Source organism: Paenibacillus xylaniclasticus, from assembly GCF_004001065.1.
GTDB lineage: Bacteria > Bacillota > Bacilli > Paenibacillales > Paenibacillaceae > Paenibacillus_T > Paenibacillus_T xylaniclasticus.
This window is the reverse complement of sequence record NZ_BIML01000004.1, coordinates 33,543-48,565: the sequence shown is the minus strand read 5'-3', so window position 1 is coordinate 48,565 and position 15,023 is coordinate 33,543. Positions and strand designations below refer to the sequence as shown.

At 49.5% G+C, this 15,023-nt stretch carries 12 protein-coding genes; 4 read left to right on the top strand and 8 right to left on the bottom strand.

The window, feature by feature from the left end:
• Positions 1-186 precede the first annotated feature (186 nt).
• The gene (locus PXY01_RS05655; RefSeq protein ID WP_127568189.1) at positions 187-3,348 is read left to right on the top strand and encodes a transglycosylase domain-containing protein; all 3,162 of its coding nucleotides are present in this window, start codon (positions 187-189) and stop codon (positions 3,346-3,348) included.
• A 139-nt stretch (positions 3,349-3,487) separates the two neighbouring features.
• On the opposite strand, the gene acsA is transcribed toward PXY01_RS05655, so the two are convergent.
• Positions 3,488-5,212, bottom strand: coding sequence for an acetate--CoA ligase (gene acsA / locus PXY01_RS05650; protein ID WP_127568187.1), 1,725 nt, complete (start codon positions 5,210-5,212; stop codon positions 3,488-3,490).
• A 210-nt stretch (positions 5,213-5,422) separates the two neighbouring features.
• Here acsA and PXY01_RS05645 point away from each other — a divergent pair, with 210 nt between their 5' ends.
• Both PXY01_RS05645 and PXY01_RS05640 read left to right on the top strand, forming a co-directional pair.
• Complete coding sequence (locus PXY01_RS05645; RefSeq protein ID WP_373864279.1) at positions 5,423-6,055, top strand: GNAT family N-acetyltransferase; 633 nt, start codon at positions 5,423-5,425, stop codon at positions 6,053-6,055.
• A 74-nt stretch (positions 6,056-6,129) separates the two neighbouring features.
• Positions 6,130-7,314 (top strand): acetoin utilization protein AcuC, encoded by a 1,185-nt coding sequence (locus tag PXY01_RS05640; protein ID WP_127568180.1) that lies wholly within the window; start codon positions 6,130-6,132, stop codon positions 7,312-7,314.
• A gap of 84 nt (positions 7,315-7,398) precedes the next feature.
• Here the strand turns inward: PXY01_RS05640 and PXY01_RS05635 are convergent, their stop codons facing one another.
• The 5 genes from PXY01_RS05635 to PXY01_RS05615 form a co-directional block, all read right to left on the bottom strand.
• Entirely contained in the window at positions 7,399-8,103 is a 705-nt protein-coding gene (locus PXY01_RS05635) for a 5'-methylthioadenosine/adenosylhomocysteine nucleosidase (RefSeq protein WP_127568178.1), read from the bottom strand.
• Positions 8,104-9,111 (bottom strand): catabolite control protein A, encoded by a 1,008-nt coding sequence (gene ccpA / locus PXY01_RS05630; RefSeq protein ID WP_127568176.1) that lies wholly within the window; start codon positions 9,109-9,111, stop codon positions 8,104-8,106.
• 69 nt (positions 9,112-9,180) lie between these two features.
• The gene (gene ytxJ / locus PXY01_RS05625) at positions 9,181-9,537 is read right to left on the bottom strand and encodes a bacillithiol system redox-active protein YtxJ (protein WP_127568174.1); all 357 of its coding nucleotides are present in this window, start codon (positions 9,535-9,537) and stop codon (positions 9,181-9,183) included.
• A 72-nt stretch (positions 9,538-9,609) separates the two neighbouring features.
• Positions 9,610-10,047 carry a flagellar protein FliT gene (locus PXY01_RS05620; protein WP_127568172.1) on the bottom strand — a complete coding sequence of 146 codons (438 nt, stop codon included), beginning with the start codon at positions 10,045-10,047 and terminating at the stop codon, positions 9,610-9,612.
• 118 nt (positions 10,048-10,165) lie between these two features.
• A complete protein-coding gene (locus PXY01_RS05615) occupies positions 10,166-10,618 on the bottom strand; it encodes a VanZ family protein (RefSeq protein WP_127568171.1) in 453 nt (150 codons plus the stop codon).
• 69 nt (positions 10,619-10,687) lie between these two features.
• Between PXY01_RS05615 and PXY01_RS05610 the strand changes: the two genes are divergently transcribed.
• Positions 10,688-11,218: a type 1 glutamine amidotransferase domain-containing protein gene (locus PXY01_RS05610; RefSeq protein WP_127568169.1), complete on the top strand. Its 531-nt coding sequence runs from the start codon at positions 10,688-10,690 to the stop codon at positions 11,216-11,218.
• A 71-nt stretch (positions 11,219-11,289) separates the two neighbouring features.
• Here the strand turns inward: PXY01_RS05610 and ptsP are convergent, their stop codons facing one another.
• Both ptsP and PXY01_RS05600 read right to left on the bottom strand, forming a co-directional pair.
• Complete coding sequence (ptsP, locus tag PXY01_RS05605; protein WP_127568167.1) at positions 11,290-13,026, bottom strand: phosphoenolpyruvate--protein phosphotransferase; 1,737 nt, start codon at positions 13,024-13,026, stop codon at positions 11,290-11,292.
• Positions 13,023-14,909 carry a glucose PTS transporter subunit IIA gene (locus tag PXY01_RS05600; RefSeq protein WP_127568165.1) on the bottom strand — a complete coding sequence of 629 codons (1,887 nt, stop codon included), beginning with the start codon at positions 14,907-14,909 and terminating at the stop codon, positions 13,023-13,025. Before PXY01_RS05600 ends, ptsP begins: the two co-directional genes overlap by 4 nt.
• Positions 14,910-15,023 lie beyond the last annotated feature (114 nt).

Sequence of the window (15,023 nt, the reverse complement as noted above, 5' to 3'; positions counted from 1 at the left end):
TATCGAATAAGCCGCCTTGGACATCGTCCAAGCGGCTTGTTGTTTACACCCATGTACCTATTCAGACGGTCAATTGCAGTAGGACGGAAAATGTGTCCCCGATGGTAATTCAAACCATGAAAATATGCCTCCAAGGACGGAGATATGCTATAATAGTTCTGTTAATCGGAGGAGGAATTGGCTTTTATGGCAGAAGGGCAGAAGTCACCATCACCCGCGTCACACAGCAAATGGCGAACGTTCGGACTCGTCGTATGGATAACCTTCAAATGGATGTTTATTTTCGGCTTAATGATCGGATTATTCGCTGGAGGAATTGCTGCCGGATACGTCGCTTCTCTCGTGAAGGACGAGCCTGTTCGGCCGCGGGCATTAATCGAGAAGAAAATCGGGGAAGACTCTGAAACCGGTTTCGTCTATTTCAATGATAACGTAACGCCAATCGGCCAGCTGCGCACGCAGGAAGACCGCCGACTTGTCGAACTGAAGGATGTGCCGAAGCAGGTTATCGATGCTGTTCTCGCTACGGAGGACAACAACTTCTACCAGCATTTCGGCATTGATCTGAAAGGCACTGCTCGCGCAGTACTGCAGAAGCTTACGAACAACGAAACGCAGACCGGCGGCAGTACGCTCACTCAACAAATTGCAAGACGGATGTTTCTAAGTCTCGACAAAACCGACAGCCGGAAAGTGAAAGAGATTTTCCTCGCGATCCGGATGGAGCGATTCCTGACGAAAGACGAAATTTTAACCGCCTACTTAAACAAGGTTCCTTTCGGCAATGGTTCGAGCGGGTATAACCTTTACGGCATTAAAGCAGCCGCGAAAGGGATTTTCAACATCAACGATCTCAATAAACTAAATATTGCACAGGCTGCTTACTTGGCAGGGCTGCCGCAGCGTCCTTCCGCTTACACCGCCTATACAGGTAAAGGTGAATGGAACGAGAAAGGGCTGAAGCTTGCGATTGAACGGCAGCGCAACGTGCTGTCCTATATGCTCAAGAAGAATCGAATTACACAAGCTGAGTATGAAGAGGCACTAGCCTTTGATATCCGTTCATCTATGGCACAGCCAACGAAGAAAGCCTATACGACGTTCCCGTACCTTATGCTTGAGACTGAACGACAAGCGTCGATCATCCTGCTTAAGCTGGAGAATCCGGAACTAACTGACAAAGATATCGAAGCGAATCCATCTTTGCTAGAAGAAGCACGTGATCAGCTTCAACGCGGCGGATATCGGGTCTACACAACGATTGATAAGAAAATCTATAATCTAATGCATGAAATAGGCGAGAACCCAGACAACTTCTCACCAGACAGCAAGGAGAAAGGCATGGAGCAGATCGCCTCGATTATGATCGACCATAAGACAGGCGCAATACTGGGCATGCTGGAGGGTCGCGACTTCTATGAGGAGCAAATGAACTTCGCTACACAGATGACGCGACAACCAGGCTCAACGATGAAGCCGATTGCAGCCTACCTGCCAGCGCTTGAACAAGGCTATATTCAGCCAGCTGGCGTTCTCGACGATTCGCCGATCGTGCTTAAGGACGGTCAGAAAGGATACCATATTCCGAAAAACTCAAACAACCGGTATCTAGGACTCGTCACAGCTCGTGAAGCGTTAAATCGCTCTCTGAACTTACCAGCATTGAAGCTGTTCCTGAATGACGTCAAGATCGAGAACGCATGGAATTTCGCTCGTTCTCTTGGCATTACGACGCTGCAGCCAGAAGATGCCCATGCACAGACAGGCGTTATCGGCGGTCTCAGTAAAGGCGTTACGGTCGAAGAGCTGACGAATGCATACGGCTCGATCCCGAACAACGGCGTATTCAACGACGCATATATGATCTCGAAAATTACGGATGCAAGCGGCAAAGTGATTTACGAGCACAAAGCGACGCCGAAACGAGTTTATTCCGAGCAGACGGCATTTCTAATGACTGACATGCTGCGGACCGTTATCTCCGACGCGAACGGAACGGCGCATTCGATTACATCCTCGTTCAAGAACTACGGCAAAATTCCAGTTGCCGGTAAGACCGGTTCGACGAGCGACTACGGCGACGTTTGGTTCATCGGCTTTACACCGGATGTGACGCTCGGCGTATGGGCCGGCTACGAGAAATCAATTCATACGCTGTCGAAGGACGGCCGCTCGCGTGCTCGTTCCATTTGGACGAAGATCATGAACGAAGTTACGGAAGCGAAGCCGGAGCTGTTCTCAACGAAAGAATGGTCGCAGCCCGACGGTATCGTCAAAGCGACCGTATCACGCGTTAGCGGCAAGCTGCCGACCGATCTGACGAAGCAAGCCGGCAAGCTCGTAACCGATTGGTTTAACAAAAAGTATTTGCCTAAGGAATCGGATGACGCACTTGTGAACATGGCGTTTATCCCGTACAACGGCGTGAACTACATTCCAAACGACGCTACGCCTGCCGACATGGTCCGTCAGCAAGTCGTTATTAAACGCGCGAAGCCGCTTGACCAGCTCATGCAGGAGATCGAAAAAGCACAGGCGGCTCTGCCTTCAGGAAGCCGCAGGCCGTTAAGCTTCTACTTGCCGGAGGATGCAAACAATAACGCACCTTCGCTCATCGATCCGCGTGTTGATGACGGAAGTGCGCCGAGTACACCGGCTAACGTTAGAATGAATCCGGTTAGCGCCTCGGAATCGAGAATTACGTTCAACGCAAATCCGGAGAAAGATGTTGTCGGGTACAGACTGTACCGCTCCAGCGGTTCCGGTTCGTTCAGCGCAACCGGAAAGACAGTTCTTACAGGCGAGTCGACCGTGTTCAAAATTACAGCAGCTGAAGCAGCTGCATACAGCTTCTACATTACAGCCGTCGACGTTGTTGGGCATGAGTCACCGCCAAGCCGAACGGTAGGAAAAACGAGCTCGAATCCGCCGTCAAGCGGCAGTACTACTACTACCGAAATTGGCACCGGGACAAAAAGCGAAACGATCATTGACCCGAATACCGGTATACCGGCAGAGCCGAATGACGAAGGCGATACGGACAATGACCGTACGAACAGCGGTTCAACCGACACCCCTCTCTCTGAGCCAAGCGCTCCTACTGGCGTAAAGGTTGAAGCGACGGGCCTCGGCGTACAGCTTACGTGGAGCTTGAATCCGATATCCGATCAAGTAACCCAATATAACGTATATTACAGCGCCGAAAGCAGCGGTAATTATGTGTTACTGGGGTCCACCTCGGAAGATCATTTTGAATATGTAGCCCTAATTACGAAAGGCACGTATCAAGTGCGTGCACAGAACGATAAAGGCGAGTCTTCGGGGGCCTCCGTGGAATTTAACGGATAAACAATCGTTTACAGCAGCACAAAAGCGGTCCATACAGCGGTCAACCTTCCGCTGGTATGGACCGCTCTTTTATGTCTCATACAGCACAAACAAAAAGGCTGTTCAAAAGTGAACAGCCCCTTAAATAATTATGCTTAGCTTAGTCTTCAATTGTCGACAAGTCACCTGTCGGTAAATTCAGTTCCCAAGCTTTCAGTACTCGGCGCATAATCTTGCCGCTGCGCGTCTTCGGAAGCTTATCTTTAAACTCAATCTCGCGAGGCGCCGCATGAGCCGACAGCCCCACTTTCACGAATTTGGAAATGTCCTCCTTCAGCTCGTCGGAAGGCTCATACCCTTCGCGTAGTGCAATGAACGCTTTAATAATTTCTCCACGCAGTGGGTCCGGCTTGCCAATTACACCTGCTTCAGCTACAGCAGGATGCTCGACCAGCTTGCTCTCTACCTCGAACGGACCAACCCGTTCACCAGACGTATTAATGACATCGTCAATCCGGCCCTGGAACCAGAAGTATCCATCCTCGTCCATATAAGCCGAGTCACCAGATATATACCAACCATTAATTCGGAAATACTCTTCGTATTTCGCCTCATTGTTCCAAATCCGGCGCATCATCGACGGCCATGGTGTAGCAACCGCCAAATTACCCATCCGATATGGAGGCAGCTCATTACCTTGATCATCAATAATCGCAGCGCGTACACCTGGGATCGGCTTACCCATCGAGCCTGGCTTAATATCCATAGACGGATAGTTACAGATAAGCTGCCCGCCTGTTTCTGTCATCCACCATGTATCATGAATACGTTGATTGTACGTTTTCAAACCCCAACGAACGACTTCAGGGTTAAGCGGTTCACCAACGCTGAGGACATGGCGAAGACTCGATAGATCGAAGCTAGACGCGACATCGTCACCTGCCCCCATCAGCATGCGGAAGGCGGTTGGCGCGCTATACCATACAGTAACGCCGTATCGTTGAATCGTACCATACCAATCCTGCGGACTAAACCGCCCGCCACGAATCACGTTCGTTGCGCCGTTCAACCATGGTGCGAATATGCCGTAAGATGTACCCGTCACCCAGCCTGGGTCGGCTGTACACCAATATATATCATCCTCACGAAGATCGAGTACGACCTTGCCTGTATAGTAATGCTGAATCATAGCATTCTGAACATGGAATACACCCTTCGGTTTGCCCGTTGAGCCCGACGTGTAGTGGAGAATCAAACCGTCCTCTCTTCCAAGCCACTCAATTTCCGCTTTATCGGAAGCAGCGCTCATCTCCTGCTCATAGCTTACAAGGCCGCTATCGGATTGATCCGTTTCGCCGAAGACGATAATATGCTTCAGCTCAGGCAATTCATCACGTTTAATCCGGCCCAGCAGCTGCGGCGTCGTTACGATCGCTTTAGCACCGCTGTCAAGCAGACGGTCTTTGACAGCTGTTTCCATGAATGCCTCAAACAGTGGACCAACAACCGCTCCGACCTTCAGTATGCCAAGCAGACTGATGTAAAGCTCTGGTGTACGCGGCATAAAAATAAATACACGATCGCCTCGTCCAATGCCGTACTTACGGAGAACGTTGGCAAATCGATTTGAATGTGTGCTCAGTTGCTCATAAGTCCAGCTCTCGTCTCGAACCGCATCGCTGTAATATAAAGCAACTTTACTTCCCTTACCCTCTTCCACATGACGGTCAATCGCTTCATAAGCCATATTGACTAAGCCTGTCTTGTGCCAAGTAAATCGTTCTTCAACCTGTTTCCAATCAAATTGCTCGCGTGCCGTCTCATAGCTACCCATATTAGAACGGCTCGTTGTTGCCGGAATTCGTTCTTGATGTAAGTTGATCATAAACGTATCATCTCCCCATCTAGGCTATCCGAATTGAATGACAAACTGGTTTCAAGAATGCGTTTTCATTTTACGTAGGCTATTATAGCATAGAAAAATCAACTAGACTATTCTTTTCAATACTTAGTAATTTTGCTATAAGTGTAGTAGCAGTAATAATAGGCAATGATGCAGCATCACCATTACATCAAGGTTGAAGAGGGTGACATATTGGAGCATATTAAGCGGCTTCAACGGATGACCGTAACGCTACACGACCGCGAGTTAGTTATTGAAGGTCCAATCTCGCCTGATCGATTACGCACATTACAGATGCATCAAGGCTTGCACGCCTTTCGTCAGCCTGCCGATCAACTAGAAGCTTTAATTGAAATCGCCGGCTTGCCAGAAGGCAGAATCATTGTATGCCGGGACGGCGATACAATTGTCGGCTACGTGACGTTCCATTATCCCGACGAGCTTGAGCGATGGTCTGATGCGGGAATGGACGATCTAATTGAGCTGGGCGCTGTTGAGGTTGCTGCAGAATACCGTTCGGGCGGCATTGGTAAACGGATGATTCAGATTGCATTTGCCGACGGACAGCTAGACCGGATGATCGTATACACGACGGAATATTACTGGCATTGGGATCTTGAAGGCATGAAGCTATCAGTGTGGGAATACCGCAGCATGATGGAACGGGTCATGAAGTCGGTTGGCATGGTGTGGTTCGCAACGGACGATCCGGAAATTTGCTCGCACCCTGCGAATTGCTTGATGGTTCGAGTCGGCCCTGAAGTCCCCTTGTCCTCCGTTGAGAAATTCGATCGAGTCCGGTTTCGTCAACGGTTCATGTACTAACATACGAGCTTATACGATTGTATACTTATGTTCGTTTGCAAGCGTAATGAGCGGAAGAAAGGGGTTTCATCCTCATGACGACGGCTAATGCCGTATTCATCCACCATCCCGGTTCCGAGCTGTACAAGTTCAATGATCATCACCCCTTCAATCCCATTCGTCTCAGATCCACTATCGATCTACTTATTCGATGTGGGGCGCTGGATAAGGAGCATATGATTACTCCGGCAGCTGCAGACGATCGGATGATTATGAACGTCCACCGTGAAGACTATGTACGTGCTGTACAGCAATTGAGCGAAGCAGCATCTATTGCTGATGCTTCTCTATTAGCAGACTCATACGGGTTATCCGATGACGATACGCCTTACTTCAGAGGTATGCACGATGCGGCAGCCGCGATCGTAGGAGGCTCCGTCTATGCCGCCGAGGCTGTGATGAGCGGCCGCACGAAACGCGCCTTTCATATGGCAGGAGGACTGCATCACGCTTTCCCTCATCGCGGCGCCGGGTTTTGTATCTACAATGATGCGGCTGTCGCAATCCGACATATTCAACGCAAATACGGAGCGAGAATTATGTACATCGATACCGACGTACATCACGGTGATGGTGTCCAATGGGTTTTCTACGATGACCCCACTGTGTTTACATATTCGATTCATGAGACAGGCAAGTTTCTATTCCCGGGAACTGGCTTCATTCATGAGCGCGGCATCGATTCAGGCGTAGGCGCATGCATGAATGTTCCGCTGGAGCCGTACACAGAAGACGAATCCTGGTTGAACAGCTTCCGTGCGACAGTTGAGGCAGCTGTCCATATGTTCAAGCCGGATCTAATTGTAAGCCAGCACGGCTGCGATGCTCATGCATTCGACCCGCTCTCTCATATGCAGTGCAGCATGCGTATTTACCGCGAGATGCCGCTCATCATTCGTGATCTAGCCGACCGATATTCGCAAGGACGGTGGACGGCGCTGGGCGGAGGCGGATATGACATTTGGAGAGTTGTACCGCGCGCCTGGTCATACGTATGGCTCGGAATGACGAACAGCCCCATTGTGACTCAGACAGCCCCTGGCTCCGATTCTGTCCCCCTTCCTAGTGATTGGCTAACCGCTTGGGAGAATGAGGCCGGCGGCGTGGAAGAGCTGCCCAAGCATTGGCTAGACTCGACAGAAGACTGGACGCCAATGCCAAGACGCAGTGCCATTCAAGCTGCGAATGAGCAGACCTGCAATCGAGTGCTGCATCAATAACTATACAATGATATTCGTAACAAATAAGGGAAGGACAGCCTCTCCGATTGAATGGCTGTCCTTCCCTTATTCGATGCGAATCGATTATTCGTTCATATGGCTGACGATATGATCAATGATATGGAACGAATTGTTCGCTGCTATAACCGTAAATTCGGCGAAATTGACATGTGCGGAGCCATCCGCTCGATCTGACATGGAACGGATTACGACGAACGGAACGCTGTTCATATCGCACACCTGCGCAACCGCCGCTCCTTCCATCTCTGTACATGCGCCGCCCAGCTCCTCGTAGAGCTGCTTGACCGTCTCGCGGCTGGCAATAAATTGATCACCCGACAGCACTTTGCCTAGGCAATACTTGCCCGGGAACAGATCATCCGCTGCAGCTTGTGCAAGCTGAATAAGTGCCGAGTCCGCTCGGAAATCCCAATTGTCCTGATACGGAATTTGACCTCGCTCGAATCCGAGAGGCGTCACGTCCATATCATGCTGTACGCATGAGGAGGAGACAACAATATCTCCGATATTAAGGACCGGATCGACTGCACCTGCAACACCTGTAAACAGGATACAATCTGCACCCATATCAATTAGCTTCTGCGTGCATACCGCCGCATTCACTTTGCCAACGCCAGATTTGCAATAAACAACGTTCTTGCCGTGCAGTACACCTTCAAAATACGTAATGCCTGCTTGGCTCTTCTCTGTCTTAACATCGACATGCTGATGCAGCAGCTCGATCTCCTCCACCATTGCACCAATAATGCCGATCGTGTTGTATTTCATCTAAGCAGGTCCTCCTACCGAATTGCGGGTTATAATTTCATGCGGTAGAATGACCCTCGCCTGATCTACCGATTCTTTCTTCATCAATTTCGTAAGAAGACGCATCGATACAGCGCCGATATCGTACATCGGCTGCGCCACCGTCGTTAACTGAGGACGAACCATAGAAGCCATCCGGCTGTTGTCAACGCTGATGACTGATATATGATCCGGCACCTTCAAACCCGCATCTTGAATGCTGTGAATCGCACCGATCGCCATCTCATCCGTCGCAGCGAATACGGCCGTCGGACGTTCTGGTAGCTCAAGAAAATATTTAACCGCGTCTACGCCTGATTCATACCGGTAATTGCCTGTCCGAACGTAGTCCTCCGATATCGCAATACCAGCTTCCTCTAATGCACGCTTATAGCCATGGTACCGCGCATATCCATTCGAAGGGTCCTGCAGCGTACCGCTGATCATCGCAATTCGGCGATGACCTTTAGCAATAAGTGCGCGGACAGCGTCATAAGCCGCTTCCTCATGATTAATATCGACGGAAGGAATGATACCATGCTCGTCGGTTGTCGCACATAAAACAACAGGCACGTTAGCTGTTTTAAACGCTTGCAAATGTTCATCTGTGACAGCGCCGCCCATGAACAGCAAGCCATCCACCTGCTTCTCCAGCAGAGTGTTCACGACACGAATTTCTTTCTCTTTGCGCTTGTCGGCATTACATAGAATAATATTATAATGATACATGTTCGCGATATCTTCGATACCGCGCGCTACTTCCGCAAATATCGCATTCGAAATATCGGGAATTACAACGCCTACAGTTGTTGTCTTCTTGCTGGCCAAACCGCGTGCAACAGCATTAGGACGATAACCGAGACGTTCAATCGCTTCGTATACTTTCTTGCGAGTCTGAGGCTTTACATTCGGATTGTTATTTACAACCCTCGACACAGTGGCCATTGATACGCCTGCTTCTCTCGCTACATCATAAATGGTTACCGTCACGTTCTTCTCTCCATTGCTTGGAATTTTTATCGCACCGTATCATTGTTAACGTAATAATACGACAAAAATTTACTTTCCGCAATGCGCACGAAGATGTTCTTCTATAGAGTCATAGGTAATATGCCAATGAGATGTATTCCATACTACTTGTCCGTTAACGATTAACAGAGCTTGAGGAGATGCATGGGTAACTCCCGTCTGCTCAGCAATTGCATTAGATACCGGACGGTCCTCAACGACATTGACAAGCGTTTGACGAATACCAGATTGTTGATTATCTTCAAGCCACTTATTCCAAGCCTCGATCGCTTCTGCGCTTACCGAGCAGCGAGTGCTGTGCTTAAAGACAAATAACGGCTGAGCTACCGAGGAAGCTGCTGCTTCCTCCCATTGTTCTACCGTTGTCAGCGTTTCATATAATGCCATGATGATTATTTCCTCCTTCGATTCGATAACGCATACAAATTCGAATTGCTGCTCATCGTTACCTATTACTATTCACGAAACTACAGCGGTTTTATGTATAGAGAGCGAATGGCTAAGCTGTACAAGCCGCTTCGAAAGCTCATCTTTCCATTCCATGTCGCCAAGTTTATCAGCCAATGAATAAAGATCGAGCAGCATGTCGATCCGGTCAGCCTTAAGCTTTTCGACAACAGCCGGGTCAGGCAGCTGTTGATTCGTCCCTATACACGACTCCACCAAAATATGAGCCCATTCATTCCATTCGTTAAACTTGAAAATCTGCTTCTTCGGACGAGAGCCGAGCTTGCCAATCAGACCTGTTAAATCCGTCTTCACGACCGGATACACTTCGCTGCGGCTGCACATTTTGCAAGTATACACAGGAACGTTATCAATTTCTACTTTACCTGAATATATGACAGTACGAAGCTTCATTCGCATCATCTGTCCGCATGAACATGTTTTTTGCAACCAAAGTCACTCCTTCACCTGAAGGGCAGTTACGCTGCATGCCGTATAGACAATCGCAACGGATACTGTTTCGACTTCGTTCGTATAAAATCCTTCTCATGAACAGATGTAATTTTTACTATCCGATAAGCCGCCGCCATCGCTTTCGGACCGGCGGGATCGAAAACAGCAGCATTGCCGTGCAGGCGCCGATTCCATCGTGCAGAAGATCGTTCAAATCAAACATTCTGCCTTCAACACCGAGCTGATGGAGTTCGTCGGTCACTCCGTAGACTATACAAGCCAGTACAATCCAGCCCTTGACAGCTAGTCGATCCGAACGCGCCCCGGCATAATAATCAAATGCGACGGCGAGAACGAAGTAAGCCGCATAATGGCCCCAGTTAAAGTCTGACATTGCCGGAAACAGATTCTGAAACCATGGTAGGAAGACGGTGTTCAGCTCCTTCCCCGGCTGTGCTGACAAATAAAAGATTATCGCCATGACGAGGATAGATGGAATACTTCGAATATGGGAGTAGGATTGCGCTCGCCATGGTCGGTCTACGGCCTGATTCGCTGTTTGCTTCATAGCTTCACCTTCGTTACAATGAGAATGCGTAAGGATTGGCAATAATGAATGAATGGAGAGAGGTTCCTTATGAGTCTGCATAATCAAACCGTCATCTGCCTGTTAGATGACGAATTCGAAGATTTAGAGCTCTGGTATCCCGTTTACCGCGTACGCGAGGAAGGTGCTACCGTTCTGTTCGCCGGACCAGTTAAAGGCAAACAGCATATCGGCAAATACGGCGTTCCTGCCGTCGCTGATTTGTCGTATGATGAGCTAAGCAGTGAATCAATCGACGGCTTACTCGTTCCCGGTGGATGGGCGCCTGATAAAATCCGCCGCTATCCGAAGGTATTGCAGCTCGTGCAGCAATTGAACGAACAGAACAAACCGATCGGTCAAATATGCCATGCGGGCTGGGTGCTCATATCGGCCAAAATATTGAACGGCCGCAAAGTAACTTCTACGCCAGGCATTCGCGACGATATGGAAAATGCCGGCGCTATCTGGCTCGATGAGCCTGTCGTCGTGGACGGCAATCTCATATCCGCCCGCAGACCGCCGGACCTTCCCGAGTACGGACAAGCGTTCGCAAAAGCTCTACGTGACCGCAAAGTTTAACTTACAATAAGGATTACAGCCGGCTGGCCGTTTCAATCGTTAACGTTCAGCCGGCTTTTATATGCCTGTCATCAATGTATGGAGGAAGCGAATGCACTGAGCTTCTCACGAATGTCTTTGCTCATGCTGCACTGCAGCAATTCGCTGAATAGCTTCTTACTTTCTTCCTGTGTCGTCCGAAGCAATCGCTCCTTCAATTCCAGTATCGCATGACCTGACATGCTGAGCTCGTCTACATCAAGCGCTAACCAAATCGGTAATGCATTAAGATCGCTAGCCATCTCTCCGCATACACCAATCTTGACGCCGTTCTTCTTCGCAGCCTCAACAGTCATTCGCAGCATCCGTATTATTGCAGGATGAAATGGATCGTACATGTGAGAAATTTGCTCATTCATCCGGTCCACCGCCAGCGTAAATTGAACAAGGTCATTCGTTCCGATGCTGAAGAAATCGACCTCCTCTGCCAACAGATCAGCAATTTGCACCGCAGCAGGCAGCTCAATCATAATACCCGTCTCGATCGTATCGCTAAACGGCAGGCCTTCACTGCGCAGCTCCTGCTTCACCTCGTCCAGCAAACGATTCGCGCTCCGTACCTCCTCCACAGAAGAGATGAGCGGATACATGATTTTCACATGGCCGTAATGGCTGGCGCGCACAATGGCCCGCAGCTGTGTCTTGAATAAATCCGTTCGGTCGAGACTGATTCGGATTGCCCGGTAACCGAGAAACGGATTGTCCTCTTCCGGCAGCTCGAAATAATCAAGATGCTTGTCGCCGCCTATATCGAGCGTTCGAATGATAAGCGGCTTGCCTGCCAATCGCTCCGCAACACTTTTATAAACTTCAAATTGCTCGTCCTCACGCGGGAACCGGTGGCGATCCATATATAAAAATTCTGTGCGAAACAACCCTACGCCGTGTGCCCCGCTCTCAAGTGCCACTTCAAGCTCCTTCATGGAGCTAATATTCGCAGCCAATCCAAGCTCCTTCCCGTCAGGTGTAACTGGAACGACGTCAGCAAAGCTTCTAAGACGCTGCTTCGCTTCCTGCTCGCGCCGCTGAAGTTCCGAGTAATGATCAATTTGCTCGCTAGTAGGATTGATCCAAATGAGCCCTTCTGTCCCATCAATGATAACCATTTCGCCCGTCTGAATCGGTATCGTATCGGCTTGCGCGGGCTCGACCTCCACCCCGACAACAAGCGGAATACCAAGCGCCCGCGCCATAATGGCAGAATGCGATGTCTTGCTGCCAGTCAGCGTTATAATACCCAGTACATGCTGCGGATTCAGGTGCGCAAGCTGTGAAGGAGACAGCTCCTTCGCGACGAGAATGAACGGCTGCGTATCAGACGGCAATGTAATTTCCGGAGCGCCGAGCAAATGCTTTAACAGCCGGTTCCCGACATCTTTGATATCAAGCGCACGCTCCTTCATGTATTCGTCGTCAAGCAGGTCGAACATTGCAACGAAATGATCGATCGCTTCCTTAACTGCCACTTCAGCTGCCTTGTACTGCCGCTGAATCATGCCTTGAATCTCGTTCATGAATGCCGGATCGTCAAGTATAGCAAGATGAGCGTCAAAAATGGTGCTCTCTTCTGTACCAACAACCTCCCGCAGTTCATCCTTCATTTGTTCAATCTCATGTTTAGATGTACGGATGCCTTCGTACAGACGATCAAACTCGCGAGCTAAGTCCGCTACGTCGATTTTCTGGTCTGTCAATTCCCACTCCCAGTTCGGAAGAACAAACGATTTGCCGATTGCAATGCCCGGCGATGCACCTATTCCGTTCATCATCGTTTCTCCCCCTCAGCTTCTCTTTCTGTTAACACAACTGACATTACGGAAGCCTGTCCTTTCTTTACTGCCTTAAATGGCGCAAAACGCCAAGTTTTCACCATGTCGGAGTTCGTAATAATCATCGGCGTAGCGAGCGACTTACTCGCCTTGCGAACGCGATTCAAATCAAATCGAATTAATAGCTGCCCTGGAATGACGGTATCTCCCTCGCCGACGACAGCTTGAAAATATCCTTTATCCGTTAATTTAGACGTCTCGATGCCGATATGCAGCAGCACTTCCAATCCCTCATCCGTTCGAATGCCAATGGCATGCATCGTCGGATACAACAGAATGATTTTGCCTTTAACCGGTGACACTAATTCGCCTCTATCCGGCATGAAGGCGACACCTTGACCGACGAGCTTACCAGCAAAAATAGGGTCTGGAACTTCTTCCAGCGGGATCATGCGTCCCTGCACTGGCGAGAAAAATAACACTTGCGATTGCCCGGTACGGATTACCTTATTCATCTCTTCTTTGATCAACTCAGAAAATGTACCAAACACGATCTGAACATGACCACCGCCAAGCCTTATAACGCCGGCTGCACCTAAATTGCGGAGCGAGTTAATATCGAGCAGTTTTTCGTTCGACACTTTAATGCGAAGGCGCGTAATACAAGCTTCCATCTGTACAATGTTCTCTTTACCGCCAATCGCTTCAAGTATGAGCGGCGCGCGGTACGGGATGTCTCCCGCCCACTCGTCCAGCTGTGAGCCTTCCTCACGACCCGGCGTCGGGATACGGAATTTACGAATCGCCCAGCGGAATAAAACATAATAAAACAGACCAAATACAAGACCGATCGGCAGAATGAGCCAGCCTCGCGTCGCCAAATGCTCATTAAGCAAGTAGTCGATCGCCCCAGCCGAGAATGAAAACCCGTGCCGAATTCCTAACTCGTATGTAACCCACATCATAACACCGGAAATAAACGCGTGAACGACAAACAAATAAGGCGCGACGAACAAAAATGCGAACTCGACCGGCTCTGTAACGCCTGTCAAGAATGAAGCAAGCGCGGCAATCGCAAAGGTGCGACGGATTTTGGGCTTTAAGTCTTCACGCGCCTCTTGGATGATGGCCAGCGCAATAGCGGGCAGAGCGAACATCATGGTCGGATAGAGCCCCGCCATGTATGCGCCAGCTGTCGGATCACCTGCAAAAAATCGCGGCAAATCGCCGAACGAGACCGTCCCGTCAGAAGCTGTATATCCGCCAACCTGGAACCAGAACACATGATTAAGCAGATGATGCAGCCCGAACACGACAAGTATCCGATGAATAAATCCGTATAAAAAAACGCCGAAGCCTCCGGCTGAATCCACGATGTCGCCAAGCTCTATAAGCCCGTTATGGATATGTGGCGCGACTCCCACCATACAGGAGGCGAATATGACAGCGAAAAAGCTGACGAACAGCGGTACGAATCTAGGACCGCCAAAAAACTGGATATATTCCGGAAGCTTTATATTTTTAAATCGTTCATGGCTAAGTCCCGAGACAAGACCGATAATCGCGCCGATCAGTACAGTCGGCTCTATTTCTGCATGTCCTGAGTTGGTGACGCCAGCATAAATGAACATCCCGACAAGTGCAGCCATGCCGGCCGTTCCTGCATTGCCCGCCATCCCCATGGCAACACCAATTGCAAATAGGTAAGGAAGAAACGTGAAAATCGAATGGCCGGCTAACAACAAATATTCGGCCATAGATGTAAGACCGATTCGTTCCCATGGCAGATTGCTTAAGCTTAAAAATATCGATGCTGCGGGCAACGCGATCATCGGCAGCATGAACGATCTGCCAAGCTGTTGCAGCCTTCCGAGCACGTTCACGAAGGTGCTTCCTCCTCTCGTTAACTATTAAGATCGTAAACGCTCAACACCCATTTGTCAAAATGAATGCATAATGAGGGCTGCTTCCAGCCTAGCCGGAAACAGCCCTTCAAA

What these genes read in the sequence shown, in the direction of transcription:
- ytxJ (WP_127568174.1), bottom strand. Translation starts at nt 9,537, where the DNA reads ATGGCATTATATGAAACGCTGACAACGGTAGAACAATGGGAGGAAGCA.
- PXY01_RS05655 (WP_127568189.1), top strand. Translation starts at nt 187, where the DNA reads ATGGCAGAAGGGCAGAAGTCACCATCACCCGCGTCACACAGCAAATGG.
- PXY01_RS05635 (WP_127568178.1), bottom strand. Translation starts at nt 8,103, where the DNA reads ATGAAATACAACACGATCGGCATTATTGGTGCAATGGTGGAGGAGATC.
- ptsP (WP_127568167.1), bottom strand. Translation starts at nt 13,026, where the DNA reads ATGATGAACGGAATAGGTGCATCGCCGGGCATTGCAATCGGCAAATCG.
- PXY01_RS05640 (WP_127568180.1), top strand. Translation starts at nt 6,130, where the DNA reads ATGACGACGGCTAATGCCGTATTCATCCACCATCCCGGTTCCGAGCTG.
- PXY01_RS05615 (WP_127568171.1), bottom strand. Translation starts at nt 10,618, where the DNA reads ATGAAGCAAACAGCGAATCAGGCCGTAGACCGACCATGGCGAGCGCAA.
- PXY01_RS05610 (WP_127568169.1), top strand. Translation starts at nt 10,688, where the DNA reads ATGAGTCTGCATAATCAAACCGTCATCTGCCTGTTAGATGACGAATTC.
- acsA (WP_127568187.1), bottom strand. Translation starts at nt 5,212, where the DNA reads ATGATCAACTTACATCAAGAACGAATTCCGGCAACAACGAGCCGTTCT.